This is a genomic window from Aeromonas cavernicola (assembly GCF_002795305.1).
In the GTDB taxonomy this organism is placed as follows: Bacteria; Pseudomonadota; Gammaproteobacteria; order Enterobacterales; family Aeromonadaceae; genus Aeromonas; species Aeromonas cavernicola.
In genome coordinates, this window is record NZ_PGGC01000005.1 from 14,672 (window position 1) to 32,197 (window position 17,526).

Here is a 17,526-nt window from a genome sequence, read left to right on the forward strand (position 1 = left end):
TAGCACAGGAATCTTTTATGTCATCACGCAGTATCATGGGTTTTGATTACGGCACCAAAAGCATTGGGGTCGCCATTGGCCAGCAGTTGACCGGTACGGCGCAGCCGTTACGGGCGCTCAAGGCCAACGATGGCATCCCTAATTGGGATGAAATTGACTCCTTGCTTAAGGAGTGGCAGCCGGATCTACTGGTAGTGGGTTTGCCGCTGAACATGGATGGTAGCGAGCAGGAAATGACGGTCCGAGCCCGCAAGTTTGGTAATCGGTTACATGGTCGTTTTGGTAAGCCGGTGGCGTTTAAAGATGAACGGTTGACCACCACCGATGCCCGTGCTCGTTTGTTTGAGCAGGGTGGTTATCGCGCCTTGGCCAAGGGCAGTGTCGATGGCGTGTCTGCTCAGCTGATCGTCGAATCTTGGATGGAAGAGCAATACGACTGAGCGCTTATTCCATGAGGGTATTTCAGGTGCTACCTGTTCGCTGGGTTGCTCGACCTCCTCAGGTAGGGCTCTGTGGCTATTGCGCATTATGTGCGACCACATTGACTGCGCCAATGGCCCCTATTTGGCTTAGGTGCTAAGCCCACGACGGCTTGTGGTCTGGCGCTAATGAGCTGATCCAGACGGTAGTGATCAACAATAAAAAATCCGGCACTCTTGGCAGAGTCCGGATTTTTTATTGTTACAACGATTAATCAATCGGCCTTTATCATCACTGAGGGATAGACAACGAGCCGATTGAGATTGCTCGTCGCTTACTGTTTATCCGTTGCTGTTCCAGCTGCTTTTTCTGCCGGGGCAGCAGGGGTTACAGGCGCCGCAGGCTGTTCAATGGACAGCAATTCAACGTCAAATACCAATACCGCATTGGCAGGAATGGCACCGGCACCGTGCTCACCGTAACCTAACTTGGCGGGCACGAAGAACTTGAATTTAGAACCAACTGGCATCAGCTGAACCCCTTCAGTCCAACCTGGAATAACCTGGTTGAGCGGGAAGGTTGCTGGCTCGCCACGATCGACAGAACTATCAAATTTAGTGCCATCGGTCAGGGTGCCGGTGTAGTGCACTTTAACCACATCTGTTGCTTTGGGCTTAGCGCCGCTACCCATTTTTTCGACTAGGTATTGTAAGCCAGACTCAGTGCTCTTCACGCCATCTTTCTTGGCGTTCTCAGCCAAGAAGTCAGCCCCTTTTTTCAGGTTTTCAACGGCGTCTTTTTCTGCCTTGGCTTTGGTCAACTCATTGACCTTGGCATCGTAACTTTGAAGTACTTTCTGGATATCTTCGTCGGTCATGCTGGCGTTTTTGCCCAGACCGTCGGTCACCCCTTTTAAGATGACCGCATTATCAAGTTTGATCCCAAGTTCTTGCTGGCGTTCGAGAGTGTTAGCAATATAACGACCCATGGAGAGGCCGATGGCGTAACCGGATTGCTCTTCAAAACTCTTAGCATCTGCTTTGGGCGCATCAGCGGGCTTAGCGGCTTGTGCCTTCACTTCAGCCGTGGTTGATGCAGGCGTTTCGTCTTTTTGGCAAGCGGTGAGACCAACGGCAACGGCCGCAGCCAACAACGACATTTTTAGAAATTTGTTCATCAGTTTCTCCAGACTCCAAGTATCGCTCTCGATTCCTTTGTGAAATGAGAGGTTTATCGTGGTAAGCGCCTTATACTAACGCCGTGATAGTAGGTAACAAAAGCGTGAGACAGTAAAAATGATAAAAAGTGCCATTTATCTTCTAAGTTTGGTCCTGTTATTGACAGGGTGTGAACCAAGTTCTGCTCCTGACCGCTATTTCTCTCTGACAAACCTAGGCTTAGTCAGCGCAGATATTACCAAAGATGGCAAAGTAGCCATCATTTCTGGGCAAGGGCAGGGCACCAGCGTTTGGGATTTAGAACACAACCAGCAGCGTTGGCGTTGGCAACATGCGGAGCAAGCCGATAATTTAGTCTTTATTACCCGCTTTTCTGGCGACGATTCTCACGCGGTGACCGCCACGCTCAATACCTTCGCGATTTGGCGTCTTGCAGATGGCCAAGCTCAGGGTTATTTCTCGTTGCCGGAGTCTAGTCTGCGGGACATCGCGTTGTCTGCGGATGCGCGTCAGGTATTAATTGGCCGCGAAGATGGTAAGGCCGAAATCGTCGACACACAAAGCGGCCGAAGACTGCAATTTCTTGGCCATACCGAGCAAGTTAATACGGTAGATCTGTCGGCCAATGGGCGTTACGCCCTTACCGGAGGTAACGACTATAGCGCCTATCTGTGGGATACCCGCAGTGGCCAAGTGGTGTGGCGTTTCAATCACAGCGGTCGGGTCGTGATGGTGAGATTTGAGCCTAGCGGCCGTTATGCCTTTACCGCCGATAGTCGCCAAGCCAGTATCTGGGATTTGCAAACCGGTAAAGAGGTGAGCCGATTGCAATATGATCACCGCTTCGAGACCTACACCACCGCTCGTTTCGTTAATGACGGTAAATGGTTAATCACTGGCGCGCCCTCTCGTCAGCTCTCTTTGTGGCAGGTCAGTACTGGGACGTTGCTGCAAAGTTGGCGAGTCTCCCCCCATCCCAAAGTGAAGCCGCCCAGTGCGGTAGTGTATGGCGTTGCTTTACGCGACAATAGCCAGATTGTCACTGTCAGTTCCAGCGGTTTGGCCGAAACCTGGACAGTCAAATAAGGGCCAGAAGGACCATGAATCAACAATTGAATGACCGTATTGAAACCCTAGAAACGCGCCTTGCTTATGCCGAGTATACGGTTGAGCAACTCAATGATGAGGTTACTAATCAGGGGCGAGATATTGACCGCCTTAAGCTACAAGTTCAGCTGCTGATTGATAAATTGCAGAGTGTTCAACCAAGCCAAATTGCTAGCATGGCGGAAGAGACGCCGCCACCGCACTATTAACTCTGCTGGTAAGATGAGGGCACCACGGTAAGTGTGGTGCCGAGTGAGATCGTCGGGGATAGGGGGTAACGTGGGCAAAAGACGTCAGCTGGATTTTTGCCAAAGTGTTAAAAGTAGATCTTGCTCTAGTTCATCAGGCCCTTGCTGAATAAAGGCATGGCGTTGTTCAGCGCTGGCTCGCCAACCAAAGCGGCTGGTTTCCACCACAAATCCTCTCAATTCCTGATCAAGTGCGATAGTGAATTGGCAACGTTGTTGGCTTAGGTGATGAAGGCCCGTCAAGGTTGGCCAGCTCAGAGGATGTTCCATGCTGACAGGGTTAAGAGCGGTCCGTAATTGCCACTGTTGGCGTGGGCCTGGTTGGAGATAGAGCAAGTAACCACCGGGTGCTAGCCAGCTAACCAAGAGCTCAGTTTTGATGTTGAGATCATTGACCAGTAATACCTGAGCTTGGCCTGGCAGTAGCGGTGCGCGAACTGGGTCCGCAATCACAAATTGCCCGTCAGGCTGCGCTTTATTGGCTGCAAAAATAGTATTTTTAGCAATATCAATGCCTGCAAATTGCCATCCTGGCAGCCGCGCTGCCAATGTGCGGCAGTAATAGCCCTCGCCGCAACCTAAATGGATCAATTCATGAGCACCGAGTGGTGCTAATAATGCGGTAATAGCCTCCACCAGCGGCAGTTGATGTCCTTGCTCCAGAAAGCGGCGCTTAGCACGCATTAGGGCGCGGCTGTCACTGTTTTTTGGGTTTTTATCACCCGGAATGAGATCCAAATATCCCTCTGGGGCAGGATCGAAATGGTGTTTGTTATCGCAATACACGCCGCGAGAGGGCTGATGAACGTGCAGTGGTTTGCGGCAACGAGGGCATTGAAGATGCATAGTGACTCTCTTGAAGGATACGTACAGGCGGTGAGCTGGTTCTGGTGAGCGCGATCAAAAAAGGCTGCTTGGGCAGCCTCTGTTATGGCTAGATGGCGGCTGTTTATCGGGTACCAAACACCACAATGGTCTTGCCGTGGGCTGAGATGAGTTCCTGCTCTTCCAGCATTTTGAGGATGCGCCCGACCGTTTCTCGGGAACAACCGACAATCTGACCGATCTCTTGCCGAGTGATCTTTATCTGCATCCCATCGGGGTGAGTCATCGCATCTGGTTGCTTGGCAAGGTTAAGCAGGGTTTGCGCTATCCTGCCGGTCACATCAAGGAAGGCAAGATTGCCTACTTTCTGGCTGGTGTGCTGCAGCCGCTTAGCCATTTGCCCTGCCAAGCGCATTAAAATATCAGGATTGACTTGGATCAGTTGGCGAAATTTCTTGTAAGAGATCTCCGCTACTTCACACGGGCCTTTGGCTCGGGCCCATGCGGAGCGCACTGGGTTCTCGTTTTCATCAAACAACCCTAACTCACCGACGAAGTCACCTTGGTTCAAATAGCAAAGGATCATCTCTTTGCCTTCATCATCCTTGATCAACACTGCGACAGTGCCTTTGACGATATAGTAGAGCGTCTCTGCTTTCTCACCCGCATGGATCAGGGTGCTTTTAGCGGGATACTTATGAATGTGGCAGTGTGACAAGAACCATTCCAAGGTGGGATCGCTTTGCGGTTTGCCAATAACCATGAGAATACCTCTGTTGTGTCTTTTTATGGGCTGGTCCGGGCAAGTTGCCAATCTTGCCACTCCTTATTGTCGTCGCAGTAGGATAAGAGCCTTTGTCTGTGCTGACAAGGCTTTGCGGGAGTTGCTCTGTTCACTGCGGTCCGCTGCGCGCTTTTGGTTATTGTAAGGATGATATGAGGGACAGATGTTGATTTTGATCTACTTCCCCCACACTTGATCGCGAAGGGGGGACGATGCGCCTTCGTATCAGAGTGCGTTATGCTATGTCCCCACCATATGCATCGCAGGAGAAAAAAATGAAAGCCAAGGTAAGTTGGGTCGAGGGGATGAAATTCACTGGTGAGAGTGAGTCTGGCCATCATGTGGTGTTAGATGGCACCAATCCTGGTGAAGGGGCCAGTCCAATGGAGATGATCTTACTGGCCATCGGTGGTTGTAGCTCCATTGATGTGGTCTCTATTTTAGAGAAGGCGCGCCAATCTGTGACCGCGTGCCACGTCGAGCTAGAGGGGCAGCGTGTTGACTCGGTGCCCCGTGTGTTTGAACACATTCACCTTAACTTTGTGGTAACCGGACAAGGATTGGCAGAAAAACAGGTGGCTCGAGCGGTTGATTTGTCGATGGAAAAGTACTGTTCCGTATCGCTAATGTTGGAAAAAACAGTAAAAATTACCCATAGTTATCAAGTTCTTGAAGCATAATCGTCGAGTTATTCTCACCACCTATGCCATCAGATAGGCCATCGCATAAGGAACGCGCAATGAAGAGACTGATCGCCCTTTTTTCACTATTGGGACTGGCTGCTTGCAGTAGCCCGCAGCCTACTGAATACCAGTATCGTCAGTATCAATGTGGGGAAGAGGAGTTGGCTATTACCTATGACAGTCAAGCTGACATGGTGCAATTTCCCTATGCAGGGGTGTATCACAAGTTGATACGGGTGGAGTCCCAACGTGGGAGCAAATACACCGATGGATTGACGACGTTTTGGGATCAAGATGAGCAGAGTATTCTTAGCCAAAAAGAGCAAACGCTGCTTACCTGCAAACCTAAATAGTGGCATGTCGTGCCGCTGACGGGATGTCTTTATTCTGCATGAACAAGGGTGGTCACTTAAGGTGCCACCCTTTTTACTTGGGCGTTTACGTGGGGGCTGGGGAGGAAAGTTACTGCGAAGGGAGCGAGCCAAGCAATTCGCCAGCTAATTGCTGGCTAAGGTGTTGCCGCTGTTGGTCGGTCACGGTCACCTCGCTGGCGAGCGAGATGGTCGTGCTCCATACCACTTGCTGAGTGTGTCGTTCAAGCAGCACTATCGCCAGTGTGCCTTGCTGAGCCTCTGGCTTGGTCTGTTGCGCTGGCGGTATGCCGAGTTGAGCGAATATCTGTTTATCATTCACTTCATGACTGCCTGTTACCCCGATCGCAACCCATACATCGGCCTCATCAAGGGGCATACTTCGCCACCCTTTGTCATTGAGTTGCTGAGTAACGGCTTGCTGGATGGGGTCAAGCCAAGCCTCAGCTTGTGCCCCTGCATACTGATATTGTTCCGCGAGGGCGTAGCGAGGCGCTGTGCCGAAGCGCCAGTCGGCAGCCGGTCTAACGACCTTGCTCCCCACGTCTAATGTAGGGGCTGTCGGCCCACTGCTACAGCCGCAGAGTAGTAATCCAGCCAGCACGCAAGAAACAGCGATAAACCACATGGAGGCTCCTGATGTTAGGTAATTTTGCCCGTTTCGAGCAGTTGCTGGATTAGCGGGCGCAAAATCAGCTCCATGGCAAAGCCCATTTTGCCGCCAGGGACGACAATGGTGTTCATCCGCGACATAAATGCGCCGTCGATCATCGATAACAAATAGGGGAAATCGACTTGTTTGATGCCACGAAAGCGAATGACCAGCATGCTTTCATCGAGACTGGGGATCACTTTGGCGCTAAACGGGTTAGATGTATCGACCGTGGGCACCCGTTGAAAGTTGATATGGGTTCGCGAAAATTGTGGGGTAATGAAATTGATGTAGTCATCCATGGACCGGACGATGGAGTCAGTCACCGCCTCGCGGGAGTGGCCCCGCTCGGAAGTATCACGAATCAGCTTTTGAATCCATTCGAGATTTACGATGGGGACAACACCAATCAGTAGGTCTACGTGGCGGGCTACGTTATGCTCGTCGGTGACCACTCCGCCATGCAGCCCTTCGTAGAACAGCAAGTCAGTCTCACAGGGGAGATGTTGCCATGGGGTGAAGGTGCCTGGCATCTGATTGAAGGGAACGGCCTCATCAAAGCTGTGTAGATAGCGCCGATATTGGCCGCTGCCCTGCTGGCCATACTCTTGAAAAAAAGCTTCCAATAGGCCGAAGTCATTGGCCTCTGGGCCGAAATAACTGATATGGCGCCCTTGTTCACGGGCTTTGCGGATTGCCACGTCCATTTCTGGTCGGGTGTAGCGATGAAAGCTATCGCCTTCCACGACGGCGGCGTTGTAACCCAGCTGATGAAACATCGAGCGAAAAGCGATGGTCGATGTGGATGTACCGGCACCGGATGAACCGGTCACTGCAATAATGGGATGTTTAGCCGACATAGAATGCTCTCTTCCTTGGGAATACTGTTATACGGGCGGGTAACGGCATTGATCAAGCGGGTTCATCAAAACGATCCGAAGGCACAATGTTGACAGAATCGTGCAACTCGCTATAGACGATCACCGCTTTGCCTTGCTGTAATTGGTCGCGCACCATGTTGACCTTGTCAGCCAAGGTGACCTCTTGTTCACCGTATTCGGTGCCTTCTTGCAGGACAAAATGTTCAATAAGATGGGTGAGGGTGACCGCATCCAATGCTTGCCAGGGAATAATCATGAAAGAGATCTCACAGTACCTAGGGGATAACTACCTAGCTATTGTTGTGCTGAATCAACACAGTGCAACCTTTTTTACTTATTTAATGGAGTCCGTGCGTGTTGTCTGCTGATCAGCGCCGAGCACCGTCAACCTTAATTGCTCATCTTGACCATGCGCGGCGCGAGGCCATTGCTAATGGCATGGTATGGTTTTGGTTGCTTAATTTATTAGCCCTGTTTTTTATCTCGGTGCGCTATGAGGTCTACCGTGATGCGGGATTGACCAAGGTCGGGATGTTGCCTTGGCCATTTGATGCCCAGATAGGATTGGCGACACTGCTATTGATGTTGTTACCGGTTATCTGGCAGGCTGGACGCCGCTTGCCGGATCGGCAGTGGTTACATCTTACCTGTATCGTGGTGCTGATTTGGGGGACGGCGTGGGCAGTCCATATCTATGCAATTGGTCAAGTAGAGCTGCGTGGTGGTGAAAGCTATGCCAACGGAATACTGCGAATACATTTATTGGCTGCTTTGGTCGCACTCTATCCTTCCCGCCGAATATTCTATTGCTATATCTCAATTCCCATCCTATTTGACATCTTAATTCGCGTATTTTTTCCGGTTAATTTCATAATGTTACAGCTACTTGGCTTAGCCTGCGGCATTATCTCTTTGGAGATTGGGCGCCGTATTCTCAATCGCTGGTTTGAACTCGCCTGTGTACGCGAATACGAAAACTTACAGTTGTTGCGCCGTTTGGAACTACTGGCTGATCAAGACCCTCTCACAGGCCTCGCTAATCGGCGCCATTTAAATCGTGCGCTGGAGCAAGCATTGGCACATTGTGCGGTAAATTCATCCCCTTTTGCGTTGATCCTGATCGATGTCGACTATTTCAAACGTTACAACGATTACTATGGTCATCAGGCTGGGGATAGTTGCCTTAAAGAGTTGGCGCAGATACTGCTCAATTCAGTGCGCAGCCATGCAGATCTCGTTGCACGTTATGGCGGTGAGGAGTTCATGTTGTTGCTACCCGATGCCGATCTACGCGTTGCCACTGAGGTTGCTGCTCGGCTGCAGCTCGCATTAGCACGTTTGCAGTTAGAGCATTTAGCGTCTGACGTTTGTGACCGGGTTACGGTGAGTCAGGGGGTCGCATGTTGGCATTCAGATGAGAGCAGTGCGCGTTTAGTTGAGCGGGCGGATCTGGCGCTCTATCAGGCTAAGCTCAAGGGACGCAATCAGTTCCGAGTAGCACTTTAATTCAGTTGTTCATCGATCCAGCGACTAATGCGTTCGTCTAGCCAAAAACGGGGGCGCCAAGGCGTGCCATACAAGAAACCGACGTGACCACCATGCTGGCTGAGTTCATAGCGCACCATGGGGGAGAGCTGATCGGCACGTGGGATGGCGTCATGGGACATAAACGGGTCATCTGCAGCGTGAAGGATCAGGGTTGGGATCGTAATCTGGCTGAGCATGGGCAGCCCTGAGCATGTCTGATAGTAGTGATCTGCGCTGGTAAAGCCATGCAAGGGGGCGGTCACTTGCTCATCAAAGTCACGTAAAGTGGTGATGTGATGAATTTGCTCTGGTTGCCAGTGTGCCAGCGCCTCTGGTTGGCGTGCCATCTTACGCAGCAGATTCCGGCGCATAGAATGCAACAGATAGCGTTGATACACTTTCGACCATCCTTGATTAACCCGCTTGGCACTGCTTGCTAACTGCAGTGGCGCAGAGATGACCATTGCGCCTTGTAGCGCCACCTCCTGATCACCAGCCAGCAGATTAACCAACATATTACCGCCTAATGAATAACCGATGGCCAGCAAGGGCTTGCTGGGGAAACGCTGGTTTAGCGCCGAGATCACCGCTTGCGCATCCTCGATAGCCCCGGAGTGGTAGGCTCGTAAATGACGATTAGGTTCGCCGCTGCAGCCGCGAAAGTGCATCAAGACCGCCTCTCTCCCTGTTTGCTGGAGATGGGCAAATAGCCCGGTGGCGTAATGCGAATCCACACTCCCTTCTAAGCCATGAAAAACCACCACGAGCGGGCGACTATCTGCCATGACCTGGCCACTCCAAGCGAGATCCACAAAGTCGCCATCAGGTAATTCAAAGCGTTCCGACACTACCTTGGCCGATTTTTTGCGTAACCACTTGGGTAAAATCGTCTGTAAATGGGGATTACGCACCCACCAAGGCGCGTGAAAATGGCTCTCAATTAACATGGTCTTGTTCCGTTATCTCAGGCTGGCAAGCTATCGTGGTGCTGTGCGCCACGCAGCATTGCTTGGATAAGTTCATTGGCTTCAAACTTCGTCAGTGCCTCGTGGGCACCCACTTGATGGGCTCGTTCAACGCTTATCTTGCTCGAAAGTGAGGTATGTAAAATGATATAAGCCCCAGCCAATAGGCGATCGTTTTGCACCTCGAATGCCAGTTCATAGCCATCTAACCCTGGCATTTCGATATCACTCACCAAGATATCAAAGGGTTGGTGGCCACGGGCTCGCGTCTGCATCAAGGCCAAGGCCTCTTTGCCGTTATTGCATACCGCATAGGGAATATTGATGTGATCGAGTGCGGCCATCAGCTGGTGGCGGGCAACCGAAGAGTCATCCACCAGCAAAATCTGCATCGGTTTTAGCCGTTCACGTTGTACGTCGGTCAACACTGGGTAGAGATGGCTAGGATCATCGGGATAAATGCGAGACAAAATCAGCTCAACATCCAGCAGCTGGATCAACTGACCATTCACGTAGGTGACACCGGTCACAAAAAGACGGTGGCCAAGGGGTGTCGGAGGCGCTTCAATATCGCGCCAATTGCACTCGATAATTTTATCGATGCCACGCACCAAAAATCCCACCAGCATACGTCGGCAATCAGTAATGATGATGAAGCAGTGAGAGAGCTCCTCTTTACTGAGTCGCCGATACCCCACCGCCATGGCCATGTCGATGACAGGAATGGTTGTGCCTCGCATATTGGCTGCACCAAGCACGGTTGGATGGGCATGTGGTATCGCCGTCAGTGTGGTGTACGGCACAATCTCTTTGACTTTCAGCGTACCGATAGCAAACGACTGCAAGGGGGAGAGGCGGAACAGCAACATCCCTTGAGATTGATTGGCTTTACTGGTCATAGTGGGTATCCAGTTGGTCAATTGAGTACAATCAATTCAGGCTTTTAGCATAAGAGATGTGGGGACACAGGGGATTTATTTCTCCCTCGCATACTCTGTTGGTTAGAGCTCATCCAGTGCTAGGCCTAGCCAACGCTGACAAGCGAGTCCGAGTGCAGCCTCATCACCATAGCCTGATTCATTCGCAACCAAGCTGGCCTTGCGTCCCCCTTTCAGTTGACGTACCGCTTGCAGTAACTGCCATTGTGGCCCTAGTGTCGGCTGCCCTAATGGGGGGGCTGTGGTATGACCGCTGACAAATGCTTGCCAATGGGTCTGTAATGCCTCATCGCCCTGCGGGGCAATCGCACACTGCATTAACTCATCAGCGATGAGGTGTAACCGCTGCCCATAAGCGCCTTGCCATGTTTGCGGGCGTTGCCATTGCTGGAGGGAGTTCAGTAATGCCGTCAGCAATGCAGAGGGACGTACCCACCCAACATGAGCGGGCTGATCCATTCGTAAAGAGCAACGTACGCCGTCATAGCGGCAGTTAGCGAGTGGGGTGAAGGCAGCTAGCGTATGGGCGCCGAGCCAAAAATAGCTCCCAGCGGGCAGTAGCCATTCGTGTTGGCCAACCCGCAGTAATGCCATGCCCTCGATGATCCGCAGTAGCTGGCCAGCGGATGTTCGTTTACGACTACCCACCGCCATATAAGGGGAAGAGTCGTGGTGATATTCGATGGCGTAGTGCATGTAGAAACCCTGATATGATGCTGCTTGGAGGTAACAAAAATGGAAACTAGACGTAAAAAACGCTTCATTGCTGGGGCGGTGTGTCCCGCGTGCGGCAAGGTGGACAATATGATGCTGTATCTAGAGCATGGAGTCGAGAAAGTGACGTGTGTCGCGTGTGGCGATACCCAAGTGCAGACCCAAGAGGCGGTAGACCACGCAATTCGTCAAAATGAGCAAGTGATTGGGCTGTTTCATCCCGAATAACATGGATGCTGAACCTGGGTGATGAGTGACCATGATGGCTGATAGCCGGCCAGCAGGTAATGTGTATTGCATCCTGTGCCCCCCGCTTCAGCCATATGCTTGGTCCCCTTTTTAGGGTATCCTTTGGCCGTTTTTTCTATCCACAGGATCTTGACATGAAAGTAGCACCCCTGAGCGTGGTTACGTTGGAATACACAGTTACCGATGAGCACGGTGACGTCATCGACAGCACCGTCGGTAAAGAGCCGTTGGTCTATTTGCACGGTACTCGTTATTTGGTTTCAGGCCTTGAAGCTGAATTAGAAGGCCGCGCCGTGGGTGAGGCGTTTGAGGTCACCCTTGCACCAGCCCAAGCGTATGGCGAGTATGATGAGACCTTGGTGCAGGAAGTCCCAGGTGAGATGTTTGACGGGATGGAAGTATCAGAAGGGGATACCTTCGTTGCTGAAACTGATGAAGGCCATCGTCCGGTGACCGTCATCGAAGTATCAGAAACCTTTGTCAAGGTTGATGGTAACCATCCATTGGCTGGTGTGACGCTCGGCTTTAAGGTCGAGATCAAAGATGTGCGCGCCGCAACGGCGGAAGAGCTGGCGCACGGCCATGTTCATGGCGACGATGGCTGCGGTCATGACCACGGCCATGATCACGACCACGACCATGGTGGTTGCTGTGGCGGTGGTCATGGTCATCACGATCACGGTGATGACCACGCTCATGGCGGGTGCTGTGGTGGTGGCAGCTGTGGTGGTAAGGGACATCAGCACTGATCCCCTGATTGCCATCGCTTTTAGTACGCCTATTAAAGTACGCCTATAAAAAATCCGAAACCGATCGCTCGTGTTTCGGATTTTTTTATTGGTGCCGCCCTTCCCTCGCCTTGGCTGGATGGCCGATTGGCCTAAGGCGCGATGCCAGTCCGATGGCTCGGTTGGCACAGCCTGCAGATGTAGTGGCGAGTGAACACCACGACATCAAGGTTAGCGGCCGTGATACTGGGCAGAGAGCTCGTGTACCGCGTTGACGAATACACCGGCGTGCTCCGGGTTCACATCCTGATGGATGCCGTGACCCAGGTTGAAGACGTGGCCATTGCCGTGGCCGAAACCGGCCAGAATGGAGCCAACCTCTTCCCGGATGCGAGCGGGGGTGGCGTAGAGCATGGAAGGGTCCATGTTGCCCTGCAGCGCCACCTTGTCACCGACCCGGCGCTTGGCGTCGGCAATGTCGGTGGTCCAGTCCAACCCCAGCGCATCGCAACCGGTGGCGGCAATCTGCTCCAGCCACTGACCGCCGTTCTTGGTAAACAGGGTGACCGGCACGCGGCGACCGTCGTGCTCGCGGATCAGGCCATCGACGATCTTGTGCATGTACTGCAGGGAGAAGTCGCGGTAGTCGCGCGGGGTGAGCACGCCGCCCCAGGTGTCGAACACCATGACCGCCTGCGCACCCGCTTTGATCTGGGCGTTGAGGTAGCTAATCACGCTGTCGGCCAGCTTGTCGAGTAGCAGATGCAGGGTCATGGGCTCTGCGTACATCATCTGCTTGATCTTGGTGAACGCCTTGGAGCTGCCACCTTCTACCATGTAGGTGGCCAGGGTCCAAGGGCTGCCGGAGAAGCCGATCAGCGGCACGTCGCCCTTCAGCTCGCGGCGGATGGTGCGCACCGCATTCATCACGTAGCCCAGTTCATCTTCCGGATCCGGAATAGGCAGCGCCTGCACGTCGGCCATGGAGGTGATCGGGCGCTCGAAGCGCGGGCCTTCACCCTGCTCGAAATAGAGACCGAGCCCCATGGCATCGGGCACGGTGAGGATGTCGGAGAAGAGGATGGCGGCATCGAGCGGGTAGCGGCGCAGCGGTTGTAGCGTCACTTCACAGGCCAGCTCGGCGTTGCGGCACAGGGACATAAAGTCTCCTGCTTGGGCGCGAGTTGCCTTGTATTCCGGCAGATAACGCCCTGCTTGGCGCATCATCCACACCGGGGTCATGTCTACGTCTTGGCGCAGCAAGGCGCGCAGATAGCGATCGTTCTTCAGCTCGTTCATCCCAGTTCTCACGTTCATCTCAGCTATAAAATGGCGGCCATCATACCACCTTGTCCATCACAGTGGGGGAGGCCAACGCCGTGGTCACCGCGGTTTGTCTCGAAAGATGTGAAGGGGCGCAAATCTGCCACCGACTTTGCCTCACAGCCCATGGCTCACGGGTGATGCAGGCAGTGCTCAATCAGCCGCCGAGCGATAGTGCCGTGAGGGGGTAAGCGGGGCAGCAGATCTGCAGTGAAGAATGCGGCGGCGACCAGCTCTTGCTCCTGCACGTTAATTTCGCCGCTCTCGTAGTCAGCCACAAACCCCATCATCAGACTGTGGGGGAAGGGCCAAGGTTGGCTTGCCAGGTAGCGTATGTTGTTGACTCGGATCCCGCTCTCTTCAAACACTTCCCGCGCCACACACTGCTCTAGAGTTTCCCCAGCTTCGACAAAGCCTGCCAGCACGGTATACATGGGATCATCGGCTTGATAGTGACGATGATGGGCCGCCAGCAGGATGGCTGCGCCTCGGCGTACTGCCACTATGATGCAGGGAGAAATACGGGGATAAGCGGTATGTCCCTGCTCACAGGTTTGGGCCCACTCATCTGACTTAGGGCTCATCGGTGCGCCACATTCGCCACAAAAGCGGTGAGTGCGGCGGAAGATGGCCAGTTGCCAAGCTCGGCCCGCGAGCTGAAAGCCGGTGGCATCTCCCGTCACCATCAATTGGCGCAGTGGCGCCATGTGTGCGGTCAAGGGCTCTTGGCTAATACGGCCATCCGTGGTCAGGTCGAGTAGATAGCAGGGCACCCCGTCCCATTCGTCAAAGTGTTCAAATGTTGCGTGGTGCAAGCTGCTGGGCAACTGGTGGCGCGGTCCTTGTGGAATCTGGCCTTGCTCGTCGAGCAGTACCTGATGAGTGCCCCCTAGTACAAACCAGCGGGCTTGTTCAATTAATGACATAAGCATCCAAGCTCTGTTCTTAAAAGTGCATCAGGTGTCGAGTTAACCCTGCATCGCTCAGCGTGTCAGGAGCAACGCGGCACCAATAACGTTATCACTGACCTAGGTCACAGACTTAAGAGCCCATCCTATTAGGGCTGTTTCACTTGCCTTTTGGGCCTCGGGCAGTGCTCGAAATCCTCACGTACTGTATGTACGCTCCGGTTTCTGCTCACTTAAAAATAATGGTAGAGCGGCCAGCCAAGCAGGGGATGCTTGAGGCCAGCGCGCATCTCGATGTTGTCGAGCTTCTCCGGCGAGGCGTGCTCTTTTTGCAACTGCTGGTATTGGCGGACAAAACCTAAAGTGTGCAGTAGGTTGGCCACAAAACCTGGGCTCAACTCGTGGCGCAGGGCGACGGCCATGTCGGCGGGCAGCTCAGCCAGCATCAGGGCAAGCTGGGCGGCGAGATAGTCGGTGTCATACCAGCGCTCGTCGAGTGCTATCTCCCGCGCAAGTTGGCGTTTGAGATCCTGCTTTACCTTGAGTGAGGCCGCGCCGCTGCCCTTGCCGCACAGGATGCGGTAGAGCAGTGCCTCGGCCAGCTTGTCCTCCATGGTGGGATGATCGCTCTCGCAGGCAAAGTAGTGCTGATCTATGAGCGCCATCAGGCGGCTCTTGTTGTGCTCAGCCAGCGCTTGCTCATACTCCTGCCACCCTTGCCACTCCTCGATATCAGGAGGGCTTGAGATCTTATCCAGCAGCCGTGCATCCACCTCACCATAGAGGCTATTGCCAGCCTGTTTGGGGCTGACGGTGATGAGCATCGACCACCCTTTCTGAAAGGGCTTAATCGGGCCTTCTGGTGCTTGCAACAGTGCCAGCGCTTTGCTCGTATCGCGTTGCGATAGCTCTTGTAGGCCGAGGCTCACTACGCCAATCACATCGTGGGCGGCTTGCTCTAAGAGGTGCATCTTATATTTGTTGTAATACTTGTCGGCGAACTTGAGGCTCATCAGCACCGCCTTGCCCTTGATGGCGGCCAGTTGCTGAGGGGTCAATAGTTCACGCTCCGTGCCAAAACGCAGCACCTGACTGAGAAAGGGGCCTTGGTTGGCCTCGCGGATGACTAGCTGCATCAGTGAGATCCTTAATCCAGAAAGCTAAACATGTCGTCGACGTCGCCGTATTCATCTTGTGCGATGTTGTTCTTCGCTTTTGCTTGCATCACCAGCTCGGCGGCAAACTTGTTGATGATGCCGTCCCACGTCGTATTTTCGCTGCGCAGCAGAGCCTTGATGGCTTTTTCTACCGCAGGAGCCTGCTCACGGATCAGCATCAAGAGGCTGCGCGGATCATCCAGCGCGTAGTCGTGTGTGCCCTCGCTCTGCTGGCGCTCGCTGTAGCGCAGCGACTCTTCGAGATCTTCTTCCTCCGCATGGAGCACGTCACGATATCCTTCATCCTCTTCATAGCGATCGCCGCGATAGAACTCGATAAAGGGGATGGCAAGATAAAAGAGGCCGGCGGGGTCTTCGGCGATGCACTCTAGGATCTCACGCTGCTTGGCTTCGCTCTCCTGAGTACGGATCAAGTAGTTGAGAAAGTCGAAGGTGTGTTGTTGCAGCTCGTCAGCGTTGTTTTTGATCGCCTCTTCCCAGTAGAGCGGTTGTTGGCAGACGATGTCGCGGATCCGCTCTGGGGTCATCAGCTCAGAGATGATGGACGGGAAGGAGATGTCGTGCTGGCCGTTGATCTGGGTCAGGGTCACGATATCAATGTGTTCAATCACTTCTGCTAGCTGCTCGTCAGACATGGTCTTGGCGATCAGCTCAAACTTTTGACTGGCCTGTTTTGGCTCGATGACGGCCAGCTCTTTGATCTCGATGGCGGTAATTTCTATCAGACTGTTGCTCATGCTTTGCCCCAATTAGAAACGGACTTCGTCGTACATATCGTGATCGCCTTGGTCGTCACCGTCACCGTCACCGTCGCGGTCGTTGCCACCGTGGTAGTCGGCGTCAGCATCTTCCCCGTCGTCATCCTCGTCGTCGCGCAATTCATTATCGGCACGGTGGTTGCCGCGCAGTAGTGGATTCTCTTTGGGATGACAGAGCAAAAACAGCACGGCGCACGCTTCCATTAACTGATCTTCGCTCTGGGCCCGCACCGCTTTGACCAGCGGCAGGGCAGCGTTGCTAAACGCGACCGTTACCTTGAACTCGTCCCAGCTAGGTTGCTCGCCGCTAGCAAGCCAGGTATGCCACTGCCCCTTGGCCTTGGGCGGGAACTGCACTCGGCCGTAGAGGGCGAGTGGCAGGTACTCAGGCATAAACTCCAACATGCTCATGTCGGCCAGCAGCATGGCTTTCATCTGGTTGGTGAACTGCTCTAGCCCTTTCGGATCATCTTGATCGCGGTAGGATTCGATATTCTCGCTGGCATCGCTTTGCAGCGCCTGGATCCGCGCTTGGTCCCATCTCTTTTGCATAGTTACTCTTTCTGGCTGCTGTGTCAGGGGTAGAACTGATCCCACATCTCCTGCATGGCAGAGGTGGGGTCAGTCACGATGACGTTGTTGAAATCTTTGATAAAGGCGGCCCGCTGTTTCGGATCGGACAGCACTTCATACGCTTGCTTTACCTGATGCAGCTTGATGGCTGCCAGTGCTTTTTCTTCGTCGCTGACGCCGAGCAGCTTGTCCGGATGGTACTGATTCGACAGCCGACGATAGGCCTTTTTAATGTCGTTTTCGCTGGCGTTGGACTTGACGCCCAGTACCCGAAAGTAGTTGTTCATGATAGGTCCTGCATCACTGGTATCATCCGTCGCACCACATTGGAAACGTCATGGTTTCGCTTGGTAAGCCGGATACGGCAAAAACAGGTGACTTTAATGGAAATTGTCCTGATCCGCCATGTTCGCCACATGCCGCTTGCTAGATCACGGCCCACAAGGAGGGTTGGCGGCTGATTTATCGTATTCACCCCCACACCGCTACAGGCACGACCACACCGTCACTGGTGCG

At 53.3% G+C, this 17,526-nt stretch carries 23 protein-coding genes; 8 read left to right on the plus strand and 15 right to left on the minus strand.

What is annotated here, in order from left to right; all coding sequences use genetic code 11:
- The first annotated feature begins 17 nt into the window (after window positions 1–17).
- Complete coding sequence (gene ruvX / locus CUC53_RS00635) at window positions 18–440, plus strand: Holliday junction resolvase RuvX (RefSeq protein WP_100292369.1); 423 nt, start codon at window positions 18–20, stop codon at window positions 438–440.
- Between the two features lie 314 nt (window positions 441–754).
- Here the strand turns inward: ruvX and fkpA are convergent, their stop codons facing one another.
- Window positions 755–1,597, minus strand: coding sequence for an FKBP-type peptidyl-prolyl cis-trans isomerase (gene fkpA / locus CUC53_RS00640; RefSeq protein WP_100292370.1), 843 nt, complete (start codon window positions 1,595–1,597; stop codon window positions 755–757).
- A 118-nt stretch (window positions 1,598–1,715) separates the two neighbouring features.
- Here fkpA and CUC53_RS00645 point away from each other — a divergent pair, with 118 nt between their 5' ends.
- Window positions 1,716–2,684, plus strand: coding sequence for a WD40 repeat domain-containing protein (locus CUC53_RS00645; RefSeq protein ID WP_100292371.1), 969 nt, complete (start codon window positions 1,716–1,718; stop codon window positions 2,682–2,684).
- 14 nt (window positions 2,685–2,698) lie between these two features.
- Complete coding sequence (locus tag CUC53_RS00650) at window positions 2,699–2,914, plus strand: SlyX family protein (RefSeq protein WP_100292372.1); 216 nt, start codon at window positions 2,699–2,701, stop codon at window positions 2,912–2,914.
- Between the two features lie 84 nt (window positions 2,915–2,998).
- On the opposite strand, the gene CUC53_RS00655 is transcribed toward CUC53_RS00650, so the two are convergent.
- On the minus strand, window positions 2,999–3,799 hold the full coding sequence (locus tag CUC53_RS00655; RefSeq protein ID WP_100292373.1) for a putative RNA methyltransferase: 801 nt from the start codon (window positions 3,797–3,799) through the stop codon (window positions 2,999–3,001).
- A gap of 103 nt (window positions 3,800–3,902) precedes the next feature.
- The gene (gene crp / locus CUC53_RS00660; RefSeq protein ID WP_100292374.1) at window positions 3,903–4,541 is read right to left on the minus strand and encodes a cAMP-activated global transcriptional regulator CRP; all 639 of its coding nucleotides are present in this window, start codon (window positions 4,539–4,541) and stop codon (window positions 3,903–3,905) included.
- 296 nt (window positions 4,542–4,837) lie between these two features.
- Here crp and CUC53_RS00665 point away from each other — a divergent pair, with 296 nt between their 5' ends.
- A complete protein-coding gene (locus CUC53_RS00665; protein ID WP_100292375.1) occupies window positions 4,838–5,242 on the plus strand; it encodes an OsmC family protein in 405 nt (134 codons plus the stop codon).
- A 59-nt stretch (window positions 5,243–5,301) separates the two neighbouring features.
- Window positions 5,302–5,598 (plus strand): MliC family protein, encoded by a 297-nt coding sequence (locus CUC53_RS00670; RefSeq protein WP_100292376.1) that lies wholly within the window; start codon window positions 5,302–5,304, stop codon window positions 5,596–5,598.
- A gap of 109 nt (window positions 5,599–5,707) precedes the next feature.
- Here CUC53_RS00670 and CUC53_RS00675 read toward each other — a convergent pair whose 3' ends face one another.
- Genes CUC53_RS00675 through CUC53_RS00685 form a run of 3 tightly spaced genes read right to left on the minus strand, consistent with a single transcriptional unit; the run spans window position 5,708 to window position 7,405 of the window.
- Window positions 5,708–6,244 carry a DUF4136 domain-containing protein gene (locus CUC53_RS00675; RefSeq protein ID WP_100292377.1) on the minus strand — a complete coding sequence of 179 codons (537 nt, stop codon included), beginning with the start codon at window positions 6,242–6,244 and terminating at the stop codon, window positions 5,708–5,710.
- A gap of 14 nt (window positions 6,245–6,258) precedes the next feature.
- The gene (locus CUC53_RS00680) at window positions 6,259–7,128 is read right to left on the minus strand and encodes a phosphoribulokinase (RefSeq protein WP_100292378.1); all 870 of its coding nucleotides are present in this window, start codon (window positions 7,126–7,128) and stop codon (window positions 6,259–6,261) included.
- Window positions 7,129–7,180: 52 nt separating this feature from the next.
- Window positions 7,181–7,405 carry a YheU family protein gene (locus tag CUC53_RS00685; protein WP_100292379.1) on the minus strand — a complete coding sequence of 75 codons (225 nt, stop codon included), beginning with the start codon at window positions 7,403–7,405 and terminating at the stop codon, window positions 7,181–7,183.
- A 98-nt stretch (window positions 7,406–7,503) separates the two neighbouring features.
- Here CUC53_RS00685 and CUC53_RS00690 point away from each other — a divergent pair, with 98 nt between their 5' ends.
- Entirely contained in the window at window positions 7,504–8,655 is a 1,152-nt protein-coding gene (locus tag CUC53_RS00690; protein ID WP_100292380.1) for a GGDEF domain-containing protein, read from the plus strand.
- Here the strand turns inward: CUC53_RS00690 and CUC53_RS00695 are convergent.
- The 3 genes from CUC53_RS00695 to CUC53_RS00705 form a co-directional block, all read right to left on the minus strand.
- Window positions 8,652–9,623 (minus strand): hydrolase, encoded by a 972-nt coding sequence (locus CUC53_RS00695; RefSeq protein WP_100292381.1) that lies wholly within the window; start codon window positions 9,621–9,623, stop codon window positions 8,652–8,654. The two genes, CUC53_RS00690 and CUC53_RS00695, sit on opposite strands and share 4 nt — an antisense overlap.
- Window positions 9,624–9,640: 17 nt before the next feature.
- A complete protein-coding gene (locus tag CUC53_RS00700) occupies window positions 9,641–10,540 on the minus strand; it encodes a chemotaxis protein (RefSeq protein WP_100292382.1) in 900 nt (299 codons plus the stop codon).
- A 102-nt stretch (window positions 10,541–10,642) separates the two neighbouring features.
- The gene (locus tag CUC53_RS00705) at window positions 10,643–11,275 is read right to left on the minus strand and encodes a hypothetical protein (RefSeq protein WP_100292383.1); all 633 of its coding nucleotides are present in this window, start codon (window positions 11,273–11,275) and stop codon (window positions 10,643–10,645) included.
- 39 nt (window positions 11,276–11,314) lie between these two features.
- Here CUC53_RS00705 and CUC53_RS00710 point away from each other — a divergent pair, with 39 nt between their 5' ends.
- Together CUC53_RS00710 and slyD are read left to right on the plus strand one after the other, a co-directional pair.
- Entirely contained in the window at window positions 11,315–11,521 is a 207-nt protein-coding gene (locus CUC53_RS00710) for a YheV family putative zinc ribbon protein (RefSeq protein WP_100292384.1), read from the plus strand.
- A 155-nt stretch (window positions 11,522–11,676) separates the two neighbouring features.
- A complete protein-coding gene (gene slyD, locus CUC53_RS00715) occupies window positions 11,677–12,291 on the plus strand; it encodes a peptidylprolyl isomerase (RefSeq protein WP_100292385.1) in 615 nt (204 codons plus the stop codon).
- 210 nt (window positions 12,292–12,501) lie between these two features.
- Here the strand turns inward: slyD and hemE are convergent, their stop codons facing one another.
- From hemE to atcJ, 6 genes are all read right to left on the minus strand, one after another.
- Entirely contained in the window at window positions 12,502–13,569 is a 1,068-nt protein-coding gene (hemE, locus tag CUC53_RS00720) for a uroporphyrinogen decarboxylase (protein WP_100292386.1), read from the minus strand.
- A gap of 155 nt (window positions 13,570–13,724) precedes the next feature.
- On the minus strand, window positions 13,725–14,519 hold the full coding sequence (gene nudC / locus CUC53_RS00725) for an NAD(+) diphosphatase (RefSeq protein ID WP_100292507.1): 795 nt from the start codon (window positions 14,517–14,519) through the stop codon (window positions 13,725–13,727).
- A gap of 215 nt (window positions 14,520–14,734) precedes the next feature.
- Window positions 14,735–15,637 carry a cold adaptation protein AtcC gene (gene atcC, locus CUC53_RS00735; protein WP_100292387.1) on the minus strand — a complete coding sequence of 301 codons (903 nt, stop codon included), beginning with the start codon at window positions 15,635–15,637 and terminating at the stop codon, window positions 14,735–14,737.
- 11 nt (window positions 15,638–15,648) lie between these two features.
- Window positions 15,649–16,416 carry a cold adaptation protein AtcB gene (atcB, locus tag CUC53_RS00740; protein WP_100292388.1) on the minus strand — a complete coding sequence of 256 codons (768 nt, stop codon included), beginning with the start codon at window positions 16,414–16,416 and terminating at the stop codon, window positions 15,649–15,651.
- A gap of 12 nt (window positions 16,417–16,428) precedes the next feature.
- Window positions 16,429–16,989: a cold adaptation protein AtcA gene (gene atcA, locus CUC53_RS00745; protein WP_100292389.1), complete on the minus strand. Its 561-nt coding sequence runs from the start codon at window positions 16,987–16,989 to the stop codon at window positions 16,429–16,431.
- 23 nt (window positions 16,990–17,012) lie between these two features.
- Window positions 17,013–17,297: a cold adaptation protein ActJcold adaptation protein ActJ gene (gene atcJ / locus CUC53_RS00750; RefSeq protein WP_100292390.1), complete on the minus strand. Its 285-nt coding sequence runs from the start codon at window positions 17,295–17,297 to the stop codon at window positions 17,013–17,015.
- Window positions 17,298–17,526 lie beyond the last annotated feature (229 nt).